This window comes from Caenispirillum salinarum (genome assembly GCF_044803115.1).
Classification (GTDB): Bacteria; Pseudomonadota; Alphaproteobacteria; order Rhodospirillales; family Rhodospirillaceae; genus Caenispirillum; species Caenispirillum salinarum_A.
Genome location: NZ_CP085224.1, coordinates 1,374,955 through 1,393,621, shown reverse-complemented (window position 1 = coordinate 1,393,621; position 18,667 = coordinate 1,374,955). Strand labels below are relative to the sequence as shown.

The 18,667-nt window shown below is 69.7% G+C and carries 19 protein-coding genes; 7 read left to right on the top strand and 12 right to left on the bottom strand.

Translation table 11 applies throughout. The annotated features are described in order from the left end of the window. From LG334_RS06305 to LG334_RS06270, 8 genes are all read right to left on the bottom strand, one after another. Positions 1–207, bottom strand: coding sequence for a GDCCVxC domain-containing (seleno)protein (locus tag LG334_RS06305; protein WP_404384376.1), 207 nt, complete (start codon positions 205–207; stop codon positions 1–3). After that, a complete protein-coding gene (locus tag LG334_RS06300; RefSeq protein ID WP_404384374.1) occupies positions 204–398 on the bottom strand; it encodes a hypothetical protein in 195 nt (64 codons plus the stop codon). Before LG334_RS06300 ends, LG334_RS06305 begins: the two co-directional genes overlap by 4 nt. A 92-nt stretch (positions 399–490) precedes the next feature. Continuing rightward, a complete protein-coding gene (locus tag LG334_RS06295; RefSeq protein WP_404384372.1) occupies positions 491–892 on the bottom strand; it encodes a DUF302 domain-containing protein in 402 nt (133 codons plus the stop codon). 76 nt (positions 893–968) lie between these two features. Next, positions 969–1,940 (bottom strand): ion channel, encoded by a 972-nt coding sequence (locus LG334_RS06290; protein WP_404384370.1) that lies wholly within the window; start codon positions 1,938–1,940, stop codon positions 969–971. A gap of 70 nt (positions 1,941–2,010) precedes the next feature. After that, positions 2,011–2,520: a peptidoglycan-associated lipoprotein Pal gene (gene pal / locus LG334_RS06285; RefSeq protein WP_404384368.1), complete on the bottom strand. Its 510-nt coding sequence runs from the start codon at positions 2,518–2,520 to the stop codon at positions 2,011–2,013. Between the two features lie 65 nt (positions 2,521–2,585). After that, on the bottom strand, positions 2,586–4,322 hold the full coding sequence (gene mrdA, locus LG334_RS06280; protein ID WP_404384366.1) for a penicillin-binding protein 2: 1,737 nt from the start codon (positions 4,320–4,322) through the stop codon (positions 2,586–2,588). Further along, on the bottom strand, positions 4,319–4,924 hold the full coding sequence (locus LG334_RS06275; protein WP_404384364.1) for a DsbE family thiol:disulfide interchange protein: 606 nt from the start codon (positions 4,922–4,924) through the stop codon (positions 4,319–4,321). Before LG334_RS06275 ends, mrdA begins: the two co-directional genes overlap by 4 nt. Further along, entirely contained in the window at positions 4,921–5,205 is a 285-nt protein-coding gene (locus LG334_RS06270; RefSeq protein ID WP_404381664.1) for a DUF2933 domain-containing protein, read from the bottom strand. Before LG334_RS06270 ends, LG334_RS06275 begins: the two co-directional genes overlap by 4 nt. A gap of 251 nt (positions 5,206–5,456) precedes the next feature. Between LG334_RS06270 and LG334_RS06265 the strand changes: the two genes are divergently transcribed. The 6 genes from LG334_RS06265 to lgt all read left to right on the top strand — a co-directional run bounded on the left by LG334_RS06265 (position 5,457) and on the right by lgt (position 12,380). Then, entirely contained in the window at positions 5,457–6,188 is a 732-nt protein-coding gene (locus LG334_RS06265; protein WP_404384362.1) for a response regulator, read from the top strand. After that, on the top strand, positions 6,172–7,569 hold the full coding sequence (locus tag LG334_RS06260; RefSeq protein WP_404384360.1) for an ATP-binding protein: 1,398 nt from the start codon (positions 6,172–6,174) through the stop codon (positions 7,567–7,569). Before LG334_RS06265 ends, LG334_RS06260 begins: the two co-directional genes overlap by 17 nt. Before the next feature lie 96 nt (positions 7,570–7,665). After that, complete coding sequence (locus LG334_RS06255; protein ID WP_404384358.1) at positions 7,666–8,211, top strand: hypothetical protein; 546 nt, start codon at positions 7,666–7,668, stop codon at positions 8,209–8,211. A gap of 85 nt (positions 8,212–8,296) precedes the next feature. Then, positions 8,297–10,681 carry a heavy metal translocating P-type ATPase gene (locus LG334_RS06250; RefSeq protein WP_404384356.1) on the top strand — a complete coding sequence of 795 codons (2,385 nt, stop codon included), beginning with the start codon at positions 8,297–8,299 and terminating at the stop codon, positions 10,679–10,681. Next, positions 10,678–11,538, top strand: coding sequence for an HD-GYP domain-containing protein (locus LG334_RS06245; RefSeq protein ID WP_404384354.1), 861 nt, complete (start codon positions 10,678–10,680; stop codon positions 11,536–11,538). The genes LG334_RS06250 and LG334_RS06245 overlap by 4 nt, the downstream gene beginning before the upstream one ends. Before the next feature lie 17 nt (positions 11,539–11,555). Then, positions 11,556–12,380, top strand: a complete 825-nt coding sequence (gene lgt, locus LG334_RS06240) for a prolipoprotein diacylglyceryl transferase (protein ID WP_404384352.1) — start codon at positions 11,556–11,558, stop codon at positions 12,378–12,380. Positions 12,381–12,434: 54 nt separating this feature from the next. Here lgt and LG334_RS06235 read toward each other — a convergent pair whose 3' ends face one another. The 4 genes from LG334_RS06235 to LG334_RS06220 all read right to left on the bottom strand — a co-directional run bounded on the left by LG334_RS06235 (position 12,435) and on the right by LG334_RS06220 (position 18,161). Continuing rightward, the gene (locus LG334_RS06235; RefSeq protein ID WP_404384350.1) at positions 12,435–12,785 is read right to left on the bottom strand and encodes a copper-binding protein; all 351 of its coding nucleotides are present in this window, start codon (positions 12,783–12,785) and stop codon (positions 12,435–12,437) included. Positions 12,786–12,808: 23 nt separating this feature from the next. Next, positions 12,809–15,991, bottom strand: coding sequence for an efflux RND transporter permease subunit (locus LG334_RS06230; RefSeq protein WP_404384348.1), 3,183 nt, complete (start codon positions 15,989–15,991; stop codon positions 12,809–12,811). Continuing rightward, the gene (locus LG334_RS06225) at positions 15,988–17,715 is read right to left on the bottom strand and encodes an efflux RND transporter periplasmic adaptor subunit (protein ID WP_404384346.1); all 1,728 of its coding nucleotides are present in this window, start codon (positions 17,713–17,715) and stop codon (positions 15,988–15,990) included. Before LG334_RS06225 ends, LG334_RS06230 begins: the two co-directional genes overlap by 4 nt. A 68-nt stretch (positions 17,716–17,783) precedes the next feature. After that, positions 17,784–18,161 carry a hypothetical protein gene (locus LG334_RS06220; protein WP_404384344.1) on the bottom strand — a complete coding sequence of 126 codons (378 nt, stop codon included), beginning with the start codon at positions 18,159–18,161 and terminating at the stop codon, positions 17,784–17,786. Positions 18,162–18,322: 161 nt separating this feature from the next. Here LG334_RS06220 and LG334_RS06215 point away from each other — a divergent pair, with 161 nt between their 5' ends. After that, a complete protein-coding gene (locus LG334_RS06215; RefSeq protein ID WP_404384342.1) occupies positions 18,323–18,664 on the top strand; it encodes a hypothetical protein in 342 nt (113 codons plus the stop codon). Positions 18,665–18,667: the final 3 nt, after the last annotated feature.

Here is an 18,667-nt window from a genome sequence, read left to right as displayed (position 1 = left end):
TCAATGGCAGGATTTGTCCTGCTGGGCCGGCGGACAGGGCACCGACCCGTACGAGCAGAAGACGCAGCAGTCGCCCGGCTTCGGCCGCAGAAGACGGCCGCAGCCCTCGCACTCGTAGAAGAACTGGCAGGCGTCCGTCGGCATCTCCTCCACCGCGCGGTGTCCGCAGTGGGGGCAGGTCAGTTCCGAAGTCAGCTCGATCATCATCGGGGCTTCTTTTCCTTGTCCCCGTCCCTGTGCCGTCGGTCCTCGCCGGTGCCGCGCTCGGCGACCGCCCGCGCCAGGCTGTAGGCCCCGTAGGCGGCGAGAAACACGACGAGCAACAGGAACAGCGTGTGCCAACCGAAGAACCAGTGCCAGTTTCCGTGCATGGCGTCGAAGGCGGGGTCGTGCCACATGGTGGCCTCCTGGGGTTTGAGGGTTCGATACCGCCAGGAGACCACGAAGAGGTTTCAGGAGTTTGTCGGCAGATGCCAGCGCCGTGTTACCGTCACGCCGGTGTCCGCTCAAGCCCCTCGACCACCCGCCGCAGGGCCTCGCGCACCTGCCCGGCGATCTCGCCCAGCGCGGGGTTGTCCACCGCCTGCATGGAGGCGACGGGATCGACGGCGGAAACACGGGTCCTGCCGCCCTCGTCCTCCTGGACGACCACGTTGCAAGGCAGCATGACGCCGATCTCCGGTTCGGCCTGAAGGGCTTGGTGGGCCATCTTCGGGTTGCAGGCGCCGAGGATGCGGTAGGGGCGGAAATCCGCGTCGATCTTCTTTTTCAGGGTGTCCTTGACGTCGATCTCGGTCAGAACGCCGAAACCTTCCTCCTTCAGGGCCTCGGTCACCGTGGTGACCGCCGCGTCGAAGGGCATGTCGAGCGTGGTGCTGAAGGTGTAGCTCATGGCATTGCTCCGGTTTCGGGGTCTCGAAGAACATTAGACGCCCATAATGTAGGGCGCGTTGCGGGTCGGAGACCGGTCAATCCGGCGACTGGTGGCGATTCAGCGCAAATGCCACGGCAAGGTCACGGCGCTCCGCCCGTTCCCGGATGGCGGCCTCGCGCGCGGCGGCCTCCTTCAGCGGAATGCCCGCAGCCTCCATGGCCTCAAGCCCCTTCAGCGGCGGCGCGGTGGCGCGGTGCCCGGTGGTGTTGCGGACGTACTGATCCAGAGCCCGGTCGACGGGCCGGAGGTCCGTCGCGAGCAAGCTGTCGCCACCCCGCGTGCAGGCGATCAGCGTCAACGCATCCTCCAGCAGCGCCACGGAACACCCGATGGCGGCGCGCCGGTCGCCCGGCAGGTATTCCCAGGCGATGGGGAAGGCGTGCTCCTTGGCCTCCATGGACAGCAGCGACTGCGGCATGCTGCCCAACGCCTGCGAGAGCCGTGAGAAATCGCTGCCCGTCCAACCCCAAAGCACAAGCTCGTCGGCGGTGCGCCCGTAGGTCTGGATCTCGCGCGCCACGGCGTGCTGCTGGACCAGGGTTTGCAGAATGGAGACGATGTAGGTGATGCCCAGCGTGATGAGTGAAAGGCCGTTGAGCGCCGCCAGGATGGCGACGAGGCGCCAGCCGTCCTTGGCCGCCACGAAGTCGCCGACACCCAGCGTGGACAGGGAGAAGCCGGCGAAGTAGGCGACCTCCCAGACGTCCGCCGCCTCGCCCGACTGCGACGCCACCACGGCGCCCGGCTCCGCATTGAAGACCAGCGTCCAGCCGAGCCAGAGGCCGCCGATCCACCAGGTGAACAGGATCGTCAGGACAAGCGGCCCGACCGCGTGGACCAGCTTTCCCTTCATCGTGCGGCTCAGCAGGCGGCCGCTTGCGCGGGCGCCGCCGTTCGCGATCAAGCCGGCCCCGCCCATGGAAACCGTGGTCCACATGAAGTCGACATTGACCACGAGGACGAGCACGACCCCGATCACGAACTGGGCAAAGGAAAAGTCCGACACGCTGCACCTCCGCCGCAGCAACGGCGGCAGCGGAAGCGCGGTTCGATGCCGGCGTGGCTCCGAGGCTTCGCTAACGCAGCACCGTCACGGCACGGCGGTTCTCCTGCCAGCACGCCGGTGTGCCCGCGACACAGGTCGGCCGCTCCTTGCCGTAGGAGACGGTCTGGATGCGCGCGGCGGAGATGCCGAGCGCCTCCAGGCGCTCCTTGACCGACGTGGCGCGGCGCTCGCCGAGGGCCAGGTTGTAGTCACGCGTTCCGCGCTCGTCTGCGTGACCCTCGATCAGCACGTCGACCTGGGGATATCGCTTCAACCATGCGGCCTGACGACGCAGGGTGGCCTGAGCTTCGGCCGAGAGCGCGTCGGTGCCGGTGGCGAAGAACACCCGGTCCCCGGCGGTCTGACGGAAGTCCTGCTCGGAACCAGCCAAGGGCGCACCGCTGTTACCGATGCTCGCGTCGGCCATTCCCGCGCCGCCGGCACTGGCGCCACGCGAACCGGCGCCCTCTTCCGGCGGTGTCGCGCAGCCGGCGAGAAGCGCGAGGGCCAGGGCGACGACACTCGTAGAAACGAACTTCATGACAAGTCAACTCCTTCAACAATAACGAGACATTCATGCCCCGGCGCGAAAACGACAGCCGGGTCTCACCCCACCTCGGCGACCGCGCCGGCGAGGCGTGGCGCCAGCAGGGTGGCGGCGATCGGCGCGGCGACGGCGGAGCCGCTCCCGCCGTGCTCCACGATCACGCTGATCGCCAGTCGCGGGGCGTCTAGGGGGCCGTAGCCCACGAACAGCGCGTGGTCGCGCTCCTCCCAGCGCAGTTCATCGTTTCCGCGCACGCCCGTGCGCCGCTCCTGGCTTGAAATCCGCCGCACCTGCGACGTCCCGGTCTTGCCGGCAAGAGAGAGACCGGGGGCGATGCGCAGCAGGCGCCGCGCCGTCCCGTGCCGCGATCGGACAGCGCCTTCCATCCCCTGACGCACGACATCAAGCACGGCCGGGGCGATGGGCAGGGTCGGTGCGTCCGGTGACGCATCCCGAAACGCCGGCTCGACCGCGCGGCCCGATGCCAGGCGCGCCGTCATGACGGCGAGTTGCAGGGGGGTTGCCTCGACGAAGCCCTGGCCGATTCCGGCGATGGCCGTCTCCCCCTTCATCCAGGCATCGCCGAGGACGGCCTTCTTCCACTCCGGCGTCGGGATACGGCCGGAGGGTTCGGACGCAACGCCGGTCGTGGTGCTCGTTCCCAGCCCGAGAACGCCGCCGGCCCGTTCGATCGCGGCCATACCGGTGCGCAATGCGGCCTCGTAGAAGTACACGTCGCATGACTGTGCCAGGGCCTCGGCGCAGGTGACGTGTCTGTGGCCGCCGCGCTTCCAGCAGTGCAGGCGCGTGTCCCCGATGTCGAGATAGCCGGGGCAGAAGATCGTCTCGTCGGGCACCACCCGGTGCTCCGTCAGCGCCGCGACGGCGACGACCATCTTAAAGGTCGAGCCGGGTGGATAGAGGCCGGCAACAGCGCGATTGAACAGCGGCCGGTCGACGTCGGCCACAAGGCGCCGCCAGTCCGCGGGCCGGATCGTGTCCGACAGAACCTCCGCATCGAACCCCGGCGTCGAGACGAGCGCCCGGATGGCACCGGTCTCGACATCGAGGACCGCGCCGGCGGCCCGACGGTGATCGCTCAGAAGCGTATGGAGGCCAACCTGAAGATCACGGTCGAGGGTGAGACGGACATCCCGGCCGGGTGTCGGCGGTGTCTCGCGCAGCCGGCGGACACGCCGTCCCGCGGCGTTGATCTCGATCTCGCGCCGCCCCGGTGATCCTCGCAGATCGTCGTCCGCCGCCGCCTCCATACCCACCTTGCCGACGGTCTCGATCCCGCGCGAAAGGCCGGCCTCCGGACCGGGGGCGCCGACGTAGCCGATGACGTGGGCCGCCGCCGCTCCCAGGGGATTGCGCCGGACGTCCTCTTCAGTCACGCGCAGGCCCGGCAGGTCCGGCTTGTTGACCAGCAGACGGGCCACGTCCTCCCAATCCAGAACCAGAGGGTGTTCCGCCGTCACCGTACCCCCGAGAAGGGCCGCGATGCGGCGCCTCTGGTCTGCATTGGCGGCATCGTCGTCGCCCAGCCGTGCCACGAACCGGGAGCGGCCGTCCGCCAGCACCGCACCGTCGGCGGCCAGCAACCGGCCCCGGCGCGGTGTCAGCGGCTCGACGCGGATGCGGTTTCGATCCGACAGCAGGGCATAGCGGTCATGGTTCAGAACCTGAAGCTGATACAGCCGCCCCGCCAGCAGCGCGAACCCGCCGCCGGCCGCGCCGCCGAACACCAGGAGCCGGCGGGTGAACAGGCGGCGGCGCTCGTCCGGCGTGGTCATCGGGCCGCGACCGCCGCCTCTTGTTGCAGTTTCCGCACCAGCGGCAGGATGACCTCGTCGAGCGCGCGCGGGTCGATGGGCCCGACGTGCTTGTAGGCAACGCGGCCGTCGGCGCCGATGATGAAGGTTTCCGGCACGCCGTAGACGCCGAAATCGATGGCGACACGGCCGTCACGGTCGGCGCCGACGCGATCGTAGGGATCGCCCAGGCTGTTGAGCCAATCCAGCGCGTCCTGGCTCTCGTCCTTGTAGTTCAACCCGTGCAGCGGCACGATGCCGGAGGCCTTCAGTTGCATCCAGTAGGGATGCTCCTGCTTGCAGGCGGTGCACCACGAGGCGAAGACGTTGACGATGGAGACCTCGCCCGTCAGGTCATCCGAGGACAGCCCCGGCGGGCGGCCGGGAATTGCCGGCAGATCGAAGGAGGGCACGGCGTCGCCGATCAACGCCGACGGCAGCTTCGACGGATCGAGCGTCAGTCCCACGGCGAAGACGACCGCCAGCAGCCCGAAGACGGCGGCCGGGGCGATGAACAGCCAGCGACGGCGCCCGCCCGGCGCCGCCTCCGGCTTCGCCCCATGCGGTGCGGCGCGGGCGGTCATGCCCCACCATCCCGCCGGTCAACCGGCGTCTCGGGAAGGGCCGCCGGCGCGGCATCGGGGTCCTCGGGCGCCTGCTGGCCGTGGCCGTGTCCGTGTTTGCCGTGACCGCCGTGCATGAGCCCGTGCATGGCGACGCAGGCGACCAGCGGCAGGAAGACGTAGAACGACCCGCCCCGCTGGGCATCCCACACAAGGACGGCTCCACCGACCACCGTCGCGAGCCCGATCAGGGCGCTCGTGCGCGGCTTGGTGCGGATATAGGTGGTGATGCGGTCGAGCATGTGGACCTCCTCCCCGATTGGCCGCCCCGCACGGAGGACGACAAGACAGCCCGGGGCAGATCAAGGCATCGGACACCGGGCCCGCCCCATCGTCCTCCCGCGGGGTCAAGGTCAATATGACCATGCGCGGGTGCCGCAAGTTTGTCGGGCAAGGCCCTACTTCGTGACAGTCCTTTACGGGACGGCGTTCCGACACATTCGGTAACACTTTTTCGGCGGACGCTTGCGCCGCGCGGCGCTACAGTCGCGGCATGGACGGAACACCGCACATCCTTGTCGTCGACGACCACCGCGGCATCCGCGACCTCGTCGGCAAGTTCCTGACGAAGCACGGCCTGCGCGTCTCCACCGCCGGAGACGGCGCCGAAATGCGCCGGGTGATGGCCGACCACCGCATCGACTTGGTGGTGCTGGACCTCATGCTGCCGGGCGAGGACGGCCTCAGCCTGTGCCGGAGCCTGCGGGCGGAGTCCGCCATTCCCATCATCATGCTGACGGCCATGGGCGAGGAGACGGACCGCATCGTCGGCCTGGAAATGGGCGCCGACGACTATGTGGCGAAGCCGTTTTCCCCGCGCGAGCTGCTGGCCCGCATCAAGGCGGTCCTGCGCCGGGCACAGGGAGCGGCCGCCGCCACGCCTGCCGAGGAACGGTCGCTCGCCCGCTTCGCCGGCTGGACGCTGGACCTCGGCCGCCACGACCTGCACCGGCCGGACGGCGTCGTGCTGCCGCTGAGCAAGGGCGAATACAGCCTGCTGCTCGCCTTCGTGGAGCGGCCCAAGCGGGTGCTGTCACGCGACCAGCTTCTGGACCTGGCGCGCGGACGATCGTCCGTCGCCTTCGATCGCAGCATCGACACGCAGGTGAGCCGCCTGCGCCGCAAGATGGAGGACGACTCCGCCAACCCGACGCTCATCAAGACGGTCTGGGGCGACGGCTACATGTTCACGGCCGACGTGACCTTCGATGACGGCAAACCGTAAGCGGTGGCGGCTGCCCCGGCCGCGCAGCATGGCGGGGCAGACCCTGCTGCTGCTGGTTGTGGGGCTGACGCTGTCCCACGCCGTCAGCATGGTCTTCTACGCGCATGACCGCGACGCGCTGCTGGCGGCGACCGGCGGGCGCGAGTTCGCGCACCGGGCCACGACCGTCGTGCAGGTGGTGGCGGCGGTGCCCGCGCCCCTGCGGGATCGCGTGGTGCGGGCGACCGAAGCGGCGGACCTGGGCGTTGCGACCAACCCGCAGAATCCGCTCGTCCACGATCACGAGAACGACTGGCGCGCCCGCCTGATCCGCCAGCTTCTCCTTGAAGAACTCGGCGCGGCTTATCGGGATCGAATCACGGTCCAGGTGCTCGACGCCCTGCCCGAAGACACCGTCGGGCTCGCCGCGCTGAACCCGCTGACCCGCGCCGACGTGCGCGCCTCGATCGGCCTTGCCGATGGAACCTGGGTGACCGTCTCCGGCGCCCTGCCGGAAGCCAGCGCGGCCCCGTCGGGCGGGGCTGTGGCGTCGACCGTCATCATGTTCGCCGGGGTGCTGGGGCTTTCGGTGATCGTGGTCCGCCGCATGACGCGCCCCTTGCGGGACCTCGCGCATGCGGCGGAGCGCCTGGGACGGGACGTGACAGCACCACCCCTGGACGAGCGCGGGCCCGACGAGGTGCGGCGGGCGACCGGCGCCTTCAACGACATGCAGGCCCGCCTGCGCCGCTTCGTCGAGGACCGCACGCAGATGCTGGCCGCCATCTCCCACGACCTGCGCACGCCCATCACGCTGCTGCGCCTGCGGGCGGAATTCATCGAGGACGACGAGGAACGCGACAAGACCCTCGCCACCCTGGCCGAGATGGAGGACATGATCCGCTCCACCCTCGCCTTCGCCCGCGAGGACGCCGAGACCGAGGCCATGCAGCAGGTGGACGTGAGCGCCCTGGTGCAGAGCCTCTGCGACGACCTGGCCGGGGCCGGGCAGCCGGTGGAATGCGCCGAGGCGCCACCGTGCGTGATGGCCTGCCGGCCGCAGGCGCTGCGGCGGGCGGTCACGAACCTTGTCCAGAATGCGGTGCGCTATGGCTGCCGCGCCGTGGTCACGCTGGAGCGCACGGATGGAACCGTCCTGATCCATGTTGACGACGAGGGTCCCGGCATCGCCGAGGATAAGATGGAGCGGGTGTTCCGGCCCTTCTACCGCGTTGAGGCATCGCGCGGGCGGACCACCGGCGGCGTGGGCCTGGGCCTGAGCATCGTCGCCAGCGTCGCGCACGCCCATGGCGGCGAGATCAGGCTCACCAACCGCCCCGGCGGCGGCCTGCGGGCGAGCCTGCGGTTGCCGCTGGCGCGGGACGGGTCCGGCCGCTCGTAACATCTGGACACACTTTTCCGCCCGCCCTGACATAGCGCTGTTGCATGGGCGTGGTGTGCTGAGGCTCAGCATTCACTAGGCAAGGAAACTACCGCCATGCGCACAATCCTGATCGCCACCGCCGCCCTCGCCGCCATGGCGGCCCCGGCCTTCGCCCAGAACCAGAGCGACCACAACGCGCATCATCCCAATGCGGCGGCCGCAGCCGAGGCCCCCGCCGGCCAGCCGCAAGGGCAGATGCAACCGAACCAGATGCCCGGCGGCATGATGGGCCAGGGCGGGCAAGGCTCCGGCATGATGGGGATGATGGGCCAGGGCAGCCAGGGTCCCGGCATGATGGGCATGATGGGACAAGGCGGCATGGGCCCCGGCATGATGGGCCAGGGCGGCATGATGGGCGGCATGGGCATGGGCCTCGGCCCCTGCGCCATGATGACCGGCCAGCCGCTCGACCTGACGGCCGAGGAGGCCAAGACGCTTCTCCAGGCCATGCTCATCCGCCACGGCAACGACCGGCTTCAGGCCGGCGCCGTCGAGGACCAGGACGGGAAGCTCATCGCCGTGATCGAGACGGTGGACGGCTCCCTGGTCCGCAAGGTCGCCATCGACCCCAAGACCGGCATGATGTCGCCCGCCGAATAGGCTGCCCTGGCGTTACCGCCTTTGAAGCACCGGGCGTCCCGCGCCCGGTGCCTTCGCCTTTCCGCACGGCGCACAGGAGGCAGTCATGACAAACGCGCAGACCGTCCACGACCACCCCGCCCACAGCCATGCCAACGCACAGGCGAAGGACCCGGTGTGCGGCATGGCGGTCGATCCGGCGACGACGGAGCATCACCACAAGCATGACGGGACGACGTATCATTTCTGCTCCGCCCGCTGCGCCGATGCCTTCATCGCCGACCCGGACAAGTACCTGAACACATTGGAAAAGCAGGAACGGCCGGCGCCGCGGAAGGGCGTCATCTACACCTGCCCCATGCATCCCGAGATCCGCCAGGAAGGCCCCGGCACCTGCCCCAAGTGCGGCATGGCGCTGGAGCCCGCCGGCGTGGTGTCCGACGAGGGGCCGAACCCGGAACTCGTCGACATGACCCGGCGCTTCTGGATCGGCGCCCTGTTCGCCGTGCCGGTCTTCGTGCTTGAGATGGCGGCCCATATTCCGGTGTTCGGCATCCACGACTGGATCTCGCCGGGCACCTCGGTCTGGGTCCAGTTCGCGCTGGCGACGCCGGTCGTCCTGTGGGCAGGCTGGCCGCTGTTCACGCGGGGCTGGCAGTCCATCGTCAACCGGTCGCTGAATATGTTCACGCTGATCGCCATCGGCGTGGGCGCGGCCTACGGCTTCAGCGTCGTGGCAACATTCTTCCCCGGCATCTTCCCGGAATCCTTCCGGGGCGCCGAAGGCATCGTCGCCGTCTACTACGAGGCCGCCGCCGTGATCACCGTCCTGGTGCTGCTCGGCCAAGTGCTGGAGTTGCGGGCACGCGAGCGCACGGGCGGCGCCATCAAGGCCCTGCTCGACCTCGCCCCCAAGACGGCCCGGCGGCTGACGGCCAGTGGCGATGACGAGGAAATCCCGCTGGAGGCCGTCCAGGTGGGCGACCGCCTGCGGGTGCGCCCCGGCGAGAGCGTACCCGTCGACGGCACCGTCGCCGAGGGCCGCAGTTCGGTCGACGAGTCCATGGTCACCGGCGAATCCGTGCCCGTGGAGAAGACGGAGGGCGACGCCGTCATCGGCGGCACCCTCAACGGCACGGGCGGGCTGGTGATCCGGGCCGAGAAGGTCGGCTCGGACACCGTGCTGTCGCGCATCGTGCAGATGGTGGCGGAGGCCCAGCGGTCACGGGCCCCGATTCAGCGGCTGGCGGATGTGGTGGCCGGCTGGTTCGTGCCGGCCGTCATTGCCATCGCGGTCATCGCCTTCGTCGTCTGGGCGGCTGTGGGGCCGGCGCCCGCCATGGCCTATGCGCTGATCGTGGCGGTTTCCGTCCTCATCATCGCCTGCCCCTGCGCGCTTGGCCTCGCCACGCCCATGTCGATCATGGTCGGCGTCGGGCGCGGGGCCGGTGAAGGCGTGCTCATCAAGAACGCCGAGGCGCTGGAGCGCTTCGAGAAGGTGGATACGCTGGTGGTCGACAAGACCGGCACGCTGACGGAGGGCCGCCCGAAGGTCACCCGCGTCGTCCCCGCCGAGGGACAGGACGAGGATCACGTGCTGGCCCTCGCCGCCGCCCTGGAGCGCGGCAGCGAGCATCCGCTGGCCGCCGCCATCGTCGGAGCGGCGCGGGAGCGTGGCCTGTCCCTGCCCAAGGCGGAGGACTTCTCGTCGGTCACCGGCAAGGGCGTCCAGGGTTCGGTCGAGGGTCGTGCCGTCGCGCTTGGCAACATCAAGCTCATGCGCGACCTGTCGGTGGCAGCGGGCGCGCTGGAAGGCACGGCCGAGGACCTGCGGCGCGAGGGGGCAACGGTCATGTTCCTCGCCGTTGACGGAGCCCCCGCCGGGCTGGTCGCCGTCGCCGACCCGGTGAAGGCCACCCCCCCCGAGGCCCTGAGGGTGCTGCGCGAGACCGGAATGCACATCGTCATGCTGACCGGCGACAACCGCACCACGGCCGAGGCCGTCGCCCGCGCGCTCGGCATCGACGCCGTGGAGGCCGAGGTCTCGCCCGAGGACAAGAACGCCGTGGTCCGCCGCCTGCGCAAGGAAGGCCGCATCGTCGCCATGGCCGGCGACGGCGTGAACGACGCGCCCGCCCTGGCCGAGGCCGACGTCGGCATCGCCATGGGCACGGGCACCGACGTCGCCATCCAGAGCGCCGGGGTGACGCTGGTGAAGGGCAACCTGGACGGCATCGCGCGGGCCCGCGTGCTCAGCCACGCCACCATGCGCAACATCCGCCAGAACCTGTTCTTCGCCTTCATATACAACGGCCTGGGCGTACCGGTCGCGGCTGGCGTGCTGTACCCGGCCTTCGGCTGGATGCTGAGCCCCATTATCGCCGCCGCCGCCATGGCGCTGAGTTCGACATCGGTGATCGGCAACGCGCTCCGCCTGCGCTGGGTGAAGCTGCCGCACGCGGGCGCCCCGCAGGGCCGGAGGGCGTCATGATCGCGCCCGGGAACCGCAAACTGCTCCAGTCGCTTTTGCTGCTGGGCAGCGTGACCGAGGCGCGCGACCCGTACACGGGCGGCCATCTCTGGCGCATGTCGCAACTGTGCAAGATGATCGCCGTCCGCGCGAGCGCCTCGCGCCGGGTGGAGATGGAAGCCGTCATCGGCGGCTGGCTCCACGACATCGGCAAGATCGGCGTACCCGACGCGATTCTGCTGAAGCGGGGCCGCCTGACCGGCGACGAAGCCGCCGTCATGCACCGCCATCCCCGCCTGGGGGCGGCGCTGCTGCGGGACCATCCGCTGGGCCTTCTGGCACGCCGCGTGGTGGCCGAGCATCACGAGCGCCTTGACGGCAGCGGCTATCCGCGCGGCCTGCACGGCGAGGCCATCGGGCGGGCGAGCCGCATCGTCGCCATCGCGGATGCCTTCGACGCAATGACGAGCGTCCGCCCCTACCGCGCCGCCATGACGCCGGAGAAGGCCCTGAGCAGCCTGCGCCCCCTCGCCGGCCGGCAATATGACGCCGGCGCCTTCGAAGCGCTGGTGACCCTTGTGGAGGAAGGCCGGCTCGACGGAATCGTCGGCCACGCGGACCACGGCGTGGACCTGGTGCTTTGCCCCCACTGCGGCCCCGGTGTCGCCGTGCCCCGGGACGCCCGGAGCGGCGACATCATCCGCTGTCACGCCTGCCTCGGCGTTTTCCGCCTCTACTTCCGGGGCAAATCGTGGCGTGCCATGCCGGAGTCCGATGACGAGACGGCTGGCGACGCCGCCATGCCGCCCGGATCCCCATCTGCCATTCCGCACATCATCGACAGCCTCGCCGACCGTCCGGCGCGGGCCGCCCACTGACCACCAAGAGGACGTTCATGACCGGCCCCATGCCGTTTCCCAACATCGACCCCGTGGCCTTTGAACTCGGCCCGATCGTCATCCGCTGGTATGCGTTGGCCTACCTGACCGGCCTGACGGGCGGATGGCTTCTTTTGCGGCGCATGGTGCCGCGCTGGCCGGGGCTCGGCGCGCTGACGCGCGAGGACGTGGACGATTTCCTGCTCTGGGCCACCTTCGGCGTCGTCCTCGGCGGGCGGCTGGGGTACGTGCTGTTCTACAAGCCGGGATACTACCTCTCTAACCCGCTGGAGATCGTGCAGGTCTGGCACGGCGGCATGTCGTTCCACGGGGGACTGCTGGGTGTCGCCGTCGCAATCTGGCTGTTCGCCCGCAAGCGCAAGGTGCCGCTGCTGCCGTTCGCCGACACCATCGCGGTCGTCGCGCCGATCGGCCTGTTCTTCGGGCGGCTGGCGAACTTCATCAACGGCGAGTTATTCGGCCGTCCGACCGATGTGCCGTGGGCCATGGCCTTCCCGACGGGCGGAGCGGTGCCGCGCCACCCGAGCCAGCTCTACGAGGCGGCGCTTGAAGGGCTCTTACTTCTGGCCGTCATGGCGGCTCTCGCCAGCCGGCCGGCGGTGCAGGCGCGGCCGGGCGTGCTGTTCGGGACGTTCCTGATGCTCTACGGCCTTGCGCGCTTCACGGTGGAATTCTTCCGCGAGCCGGACCCGTTCCTGGGCTTCGTCTGGCAGGGCGCGACCATGGGCCAGCTTCTTAGCCTGCCTATGATCGGGCTCGGCATGGGCATCGTGGCATACGCGATGCGGAAAAGGCCGGCGGCTCAGACGGCCGCCGAATAGGCGCTCTGGAACGGCGGCGGATGCACCGAGGCATCCGCCGCCTCATTCATTGCCTTACCGGGCCTGCACCGTCTCGATCATGTAGATGCCGTCGGCACCGCGCGTCAGGGTGAAGGACACCGGCGCGCCCGCCTCCAGGGCGGCGAGGTCGACGCCCTCGGCCACCGCGAAGTCCATGGTCATGGCGGGCCAGCCGATGGCGGCGATGGGCTCGTGCGTCACGTTGACCTTGCGGGCGTCGGCGTCGACGCTGTTGACGGTGCCGGTGCCCGCGACGGCCGCTTCCTCCCCATGCTTCGCGCCGGCCATCGTGGAATGGTCGGACATGGAGTGGGAGGACTGCGCCATGGCGGCGGCCGGCAGAACGGCGAGGGCGACGGCGGCGGCGAAAAGGATCGTCTTCATGGGTGTAAGTCTCCTGGGGTGGATCATTCGGCGGGGTGGCCGTGGGCCATGGCGCCGGTGGTGGGGGACAGGGTCTTGGGGTTGCGGACGGCGTCGATGCGGTTGACCAGCACGAACACCGCCGGGATGACGAACAGGGTGAGAAGCGTCGCCGTCGCCATGCCGCCGACCATGGGGGCGGCGATGCGGCGCATGACCTCCGCCCCCGTGCCGGTGCCGATCATGATGGGCAGCAGGCCGGCGAAGATGGTGGCGACGGTCATGATCTTGGGCCGCAGGCGCAACAGCGCCCCTTCCGTCACCGCGTCGAGCACGTCGTCCATGGTGACCGGCCGCCCCTCCTCCGCCGCCTGCCGGCGCCGTTTGTCGAGCGCGAGGTTGAGGTAGACCTGCATGATGATCGCCGTCTCAACCGCCACGCCGGCCAGCGCGATGAAGCCCACCACCACGGCCACAGACAGGTCGAAGTCCAGCATCCACAGCAGCCAGAAGCCGCCCGACAGCGCGATGGGCAGGGTGCCCACGATGGTGGCGACGTCGATCGCGCGGCCAAACGCCATGAACAGCAGCACGACGATCAGCAGCAGCGTCACCGGCACGATCATGGAGAGGCGCTTTTCCGCCCGCTCCAGGAACTCGAACTGGCCGGACCACGCAACGGAGTAGCCCGGCGGCAGCGTGACCTGCTCGGCCACCACCCGGCGCGCGTCCTCCACATAGCCGCCGAGGTCGCGGCCGGCGATGTCGACATAGATCCAGCCGTTGAGCCGGGCGTTTTCCGACCGGATCATGCCCGGCCCATCGGTGACGGTGATCTCCGCCACGTCGCCAAGGCCGATCTGCGCGCCCGAGGGCGTGACCATGGGCAACTCGCGCAAGGCCTCGATGCTGGTGCGGTCGTCGTAGGGGTAGCGGATGTTGATGGGGTAGCGCTCCAGCCCCTCCACGGTTTCAGAGATGCGCATGCCGCCGATGGCGGTGCGCACCACGTCCTGCACGTCGGCGATGGACAGGCCGTGGCGGGCGGCGGCGCGGCGGTCGATCTCGACGTCCAGGTACCGCCCGCCGACGGTGCGCTCGGCATAGGCCGAGGCTGTGCCGGGGACGGCCTTGACCGCCTCCTCGATGCGGGCGGCGACGCGGCCGATTTCGTCCAGGTCCGGCCCGGCCACCTTGATGCCGACCGGCGTCTTCACGCCCGTCGCCAGCATGTCCAGCCGGTTCTTGATGGGCATGATCCAGACGTTGGTGACGCCGGGGATCTGCACCAGGCGGTCCAGCTCGTCGCGGATTTTCGCCATGGTCATACCCGGCCGCCAGTCCTCGCGCGGCTTCAGGCGCACCGTCGTCTCCACCATGGTCAGGGGTGCCGGGTCGGTGGCCGTTTCCGCCCGTCCGACCTTGCCGTAGACGGTTTCCACCTCCGGCAGGGTGCGGATCAGGCGGTCGGTCTGTTGCAGGATTTCGCCCGCCTTGCCGATGGAGACGGCGGGGAACAGGCTCGGCATGTAGAGGATGTCGCCCTCGTCCAGCTCCGGCATGAACTCGCTGCCGAGCTTGGACATGGGGTAGACGGTGCCAGCCGTCAGCACCACCGCCGCCAGCACCATCAGCAGCGGATGCCGCACCACGCCGCCCAGCAGCGGGCGGTAGAGCCAGATGAACACGCGGCTCACCGGGTTGCGGTGCTCGGGAATGATGTGGCGGCCGCGGATGAACCAGCCCATCAGCACCGGCACCAGGGTGATGGACAGGATGGACGCCGCCGCCATGGCATAGGTCTTGGTAAACGCCAGCGGCTGGAACATGCGGCCTTCCTGCGCCTCCAGCGCGAAGACCGGCACGAAACTGAGCGTGATGATGAGAAGCGAGAAAAACAGCGCCGGCCCGACCTCGGTCGTCGCCTCGGCCACCACCTTCCAGCGGTTCTCGCGGGTCAGCGGCGTCGTCTCGATCTTGCGGTGCAGGTTCTCGATCATGACGATGGCGGCATCGACCATGGCGCCGATGGCGATGGCGATGCCGCCCAGCGACATGATGTTGGCGTTGATGCCCTGCACGCGCATGACCAGGAAGGCCGCCAGGATGCCCAGCGGCAGGAACAGCACGATCACCAGCGAGGATCGCAGGTGCAGCAGGAAGGCGGCGCAGACCAGCACCACCACCAGCATTTCCTCCAGCAGCTTGTGCGTCAGCGTGTCGATGGCCCGGTTGATGAGGCCGGAGCGGTCGTAGGTCGTCACCACCTCCACGCCCTCGGGCAGGCTGGCCTGAAGATCGGCCAGCTTGGCCTTGACGCCCTCGATGGTCGTCAGCGCGTTCTCGCCCCAGCGCATGATGATGACGCCGCCGACGGCCTCCCCCTGCCCGTCCAACTCGCCGATGCCGCGCCGCAGTTCGGGGCCGAGGCGGATGTCGGCCACATCCGACAGCAGCACCGGCGTCCCCGCCGTGCTGGTCTTGAGCGGCACCGCCTCCAGGTCGGCGATCTCGTCCACGTAACCGCCAGCGCGGACCATGTATTCCGCCTCCGCCATCTCGATGACGGAGCCGCCGGTTTCCTGGTTGGCCTGCTGCACCGCTGCCTTCACCGCCGAGAGCGGCAGGCCGTAGGCGCGCAGGCGCTGGGGGTCGACGACGATCTGGTACTGCTTGACCATGCCGCCGATGGTCGCCACCTCGGCCACGCCCGGCACGGTCTGAAGCTCGTACTTCAGGAACCAGTCCTGGATGGCGCGCAGCTGCGCAAGATCGTGCCGGCCGCTTCGGTCGACCAGGGCGTACTGGTAGACCCAGCCGACGCCGGTGGCATCGGGACCGAGTGCCGGGGTCGCGTCCTGCGGCAGCCGCGGCGTGACCTGCGACAGGTACTCCAGCACCCGCGAGCGCGCCCAGTAGAGGTCCGTCCCGTCCTCGAAGATGACGTAGACGTAGCTGTCGCCGAACATGGAATAGCCGCGCACGGTGCGCGCGCCCGGCACCGACAGCATGGCGGTCGACAGCGGGTAGGTGATCTGGTCCTCCACCACCTGCGGCGCCTGGCCGGGATAGGAGGTCTTGATGATGACCTGCACGTCCGACAGATCGGGGATGGCGTCGACGGGCGTCGATTTCAGCGCCCACAGGCCGCCGACGCCCAGCAGGACGGTCAGCACCACCACCAGAAAGCGGTTGCGCAGCGACCAGCGGATGATGGCGGCGATCATTGCGTCACCCCCGCCGCCGTGTCGGCGGATGCGGCGATCTCTACGATGACCGGCATTCCGGCCGCGTCCTTGCCCAGCGCGAAGCGGATGCGCTCGCCCACGGCCGGCGCGGTCTCGGGCGGCGGCTCGACCGTGAAGTCCATGGTCATGGCCGGCCAGCCGAGCGCCGGGATCGGGTCATGGGTGACGGTGAGCACGCGGCCCTCTTCCTTGACCGCATCGACCACGCCCTCGCCCCAGAGCTCGGCCGCGGCGGCCTCGGCGGTGACGACGACGAAGGTGCCTTCCGCATCCTTCCCGATGCCGAGGGAAACCGCGCCGCCCACCGCGAAAACAGACGGGTCAATGCCGTCGACCAGGCCGAAGTCCATGGTCATGGCGGGCCAGCCGAGCACGGGGATGGGCTCGTGGGTGACGTTGACGGTGCGGGCTTCCGCGTCCACCGCGTTGACCGTCGCCGCCGTCTCGGCGATCACCTCCGGCGCGGGCTCCTGCGCCGGGTCTTCCATGCGGGCGAAGCCGGCCTTCAGGCTGGCCTCGGAATCAATCAGGAACTGGCCCGAGCTGACCACCTCCACGCCGTCGCCGAGCCCCTCCAGGACCTCCGTCCGCTCGCCATCGCTGAAGCCCACCGTCACCGGCACCGCCCGGAAGCGTCCGTCGCCCAGAGCGAGCACCACCCGGTCGCTGCGCCCTGTGCGGATCACCGCTTCGGCCGGCACCACCACCGCCTCCGCCCGCGCCGTTCCGGCGAGCGTGATGGAGGCGAACATGTTGGGCCGCAGGGCCAGATCGGCGTTCTCGAAGCGCAGCCGCACACGAAGGGTACGCGTGGTCGGGTCCAGTTCGGGATAGATGTAGTCCACCGTACCGTGCCACACCCGATCCGGCAGGTGCGCCAGCCGCGCCTCGGCCTCCATGCCCGGTCGCACCCGGTCGGACTGGCTTTCGAACACGTCCGCGATGACCCAGACGGTCGACAGGTCCGACAGGCTCATAAGCGTCTGGTCGGGGCGGATGTACATGCCCTCGCCGACGCCAAGCTGCACCACGACACCGCTCTGCGGCGCATAAACGCGGATGCGCTCCGCCGGCTTGCGGGACTTGGCGATTTCCCCGATCTGGCGCTCCGACACGCCGAGCGCCTTCAGCTTGGCCCGGCCGCCGGCGCCCGCCCAGGTGTCGCCGCGCTCCAGGTCGCGCACGTACTCGAAGGACGACGCCGCCAGTTCCGGCGAGAAGTATTCGAACAGGACCTCGCCCTGCGTCACCTCGGCCCCGAGGGAGCGGATCTTCAGCCCCTCGATCCAGCCTTCCTTGCGGACGTGGACGTGCGAGGTCTTGTCCTCGTCCAGCGCCACGTAGCCCACCGTGTGCACCGCCCCGCCGAGGGACGCGCGCTCGACGCTCGCGGTACGTACGCCCATGGTGTTGACGACCGCCGGGGAGAGCTGGACGACATCGGCATCGGAGGCATCGGCGTCGGCCGCGCCCGGATCCTCGCCCTCATAGACCGGGATCAGGTCCATGCCCATGGGCGACTTGCCCGGCACGTCGCGCCGGTAGTTGGGGTCCATGGGGGCGACCCAGTAGAGGATTTTCTTTTCGGTGGCGGCGGTCTCGCCCGCGCCATGGGGGATCAGCCCCCCGCGCTCAAGGGCGAGGCCTCCGGCGACGCCGGCGGCAAGCGCCACGGCGGCGACCAGCACTGTGCGTGCGGACATGAATGGTGCGTCCTTCTTCCATAACGGCCGTCAACGGCGCGACAGGCGCGCCGCGTGATGCGGGATCGTCAGGAAGAAGCGCGCGGAGGCCGCAGGTCGGGAGAAAGAACCAGCGCCGTCATATGGCGTCCGGGCCCCGGTTCCGGTAGAGCCGCCGGTTCCTGGGCGCGAATGTCGAGCGCCACCGTCGGCCACCCGGCGAACGCTCCACCACAGGCCGAGGCCGCGCCGGGACAACCGGCGGCGTCGGGGGTGCTGTGCCCCGCGTGGCCGCCCTCGGCCATCGTGCACGCCGCGCCATGGTCGGCCATCCCGTGGTGATGATCATGCGCCGGACCGTGGCCGGCTGCCATCTGCGCCCCGCGATGCTCGTGCGCCCACGCCGGCGCCACGCCGCCGAGAACGGCGGTGCAGAGCAGAAAGGCGAGGAGCAGGCGATGGATCATGTCGGGATTCCGAAGCCCGGACGACGGCCGTGGCGGCGGTCGGGCGCGGGCGATATCGCTCTCGGATACGCGCGCCCTGGCGGCACGTCAACGGGAATGAAGAGGCATCGCTCCATTGCAAGACGGTTTCCGCACCCGCGCACCTGTGTCATAGTCCCGCCATGTCGCCGAAGACGCCGTTCCCCCTTTTGGCCGCCCTGCTGGTGGCGTTGCTGACGCTCAACCTGCCGATGATCGTTTCGGCGGCCGAGCAGGCGGACGCTTTGGCGCATGAGCTGGTGCCGCACGACCACGGCGAGGAGGCCGGCACCACCGCCGCCGACAGCCACGAGCGGCACTGCATGCCCTCGTGCCAGACCGTGACCGGCATGCTGACCGAGCCACCCTCCGCCGTCGGTCTGGCGGTCGCCTCCGTTATGCTCCACCGGCCGGCGGACACCATTCTGCGCGGCAAGACGGCCGCGCCCGATCCGCCCCCTCCCCGCCGCCATCCCGTGCTGTGACCT

Coding starts and splice junctions, on each gene's coding strand:
- LG334_RS06305 (WP_404384376.1), bottom strand. CDS start 207: ATGATGATCGAGCTGACTTCGGAACTGACCTGCCCCCACTGCGGACAC.
- LG334_RS06300 (WP_404384374.1), bottom strand. CDS start 398: ATGTGGCACGACCCCGCCTTCGACGCCATGCACGGAAACTGGCACTGG.
- LG334_RS06295 (WP_404384372.1), bottom strand. CDS start 892: ATGAGCTACACCTTCAGCACCACGCTCGACATGCCCTTCGACGCGGCG.
- pal (WP_404384368.1), bottom strand. CDS start 2,520: ATGAAGTTCGTTTCTACGAGTGTCGTCGCCCTGGCCCTCGCGCTTCTC.
- mrdA (WP_404384366.1), bottom strand. CDS start 4,322: ATGACCACGCCGGACGAGCGCCGCCGCCTGTTCACCCGCCGGCTCCTG.
- LG334_RS06275 (WP_404384364.1), bottom strand. CDS start 4,924: ATGACCGCCCGCGCCGCACCGCATGGGGCGAAGCCGGAGGCGGCGCCG.
- LG334_RS06270 (WP_404381664.1), bottom strand. CDS start 5,205: ATGCTCGACCGCATCACCACCTATATCCGCACCAAGCCGCGCACGAGC.
- LG334_RS06265 (WP_404384362.1), top strand. CDS start 5,457: ATGGACGGAACACCGCACATCCTTGTCGTCGACGACCACCGCGGCATC.
- LG334_RS06260 (WP_404384360.1), top strand. CDS start 6,172: ATGACGGCAAACCGTAAGCGGTGGCGGCTGCCCCGGCCGCGCAGCATG.
- LG334_RS06255 (WP_404384358.1), top strand. CDS start 7,666: ATGCGCACAATCCTGATCGCCACCGCCGCCCTCGCCGCCATGGCGGCC.
- LG334_RS06250 (WP_404384356.1), top strand. CDS start 8,297: ATGACAAACGCGCAGACCGTCCACGACCACCCCGCCCACAGCCATGCC.
- LG334_RS06245 (WP_404384354.1), top strand. CDS start 10,678: ATGATCGCGCCCGGGAACCGCAAACTGCTCCAGTCGCTTTTGCTGCTG.
- lgt (WP_404384352.1), top strand. CDS start 11,556: ATGACCGGCCCCATGCCGTTTCCCAACATCGACCCCGTGGCCTTTGAA.
- LG334_RS06235 (WP_404384350.1), bottom strand. CDS start 12,785: ATGAAGACGATCCTTTTCGCCGCCGCCGTCGCCCTCGCCGTTCTGCCG.
- LG334_RS06230 (WP_404384348.1), bottom strand. CDS start 15,991: ATGATCGCCGCCATCATCCGCTGGTCGCTGCGCAACCGCTTTCTGGTG.
- LG334_RS06225 (WP_404384346.1), bottom strand. CDS start 17,715: ATGTCCGCACGCACAGTGCTGGTCGCCGCCGTGGCGCTTGCCGCCGGC.
- LG334_RS06220 (WP_404384344.1), bottom strand. CDS start 18,161: ATGATCCATCGCCTGCTCCTCGCCTTTCTGCTCTGCACCGCCGTTCTC.
- LG334_RS06215 (WP_404384342.1), top strand. CDS start 18,323: ATGTCGCCGAAGACGCCGTTCCCCCTTTTGGCCGCCCTGCTGGTGGCG.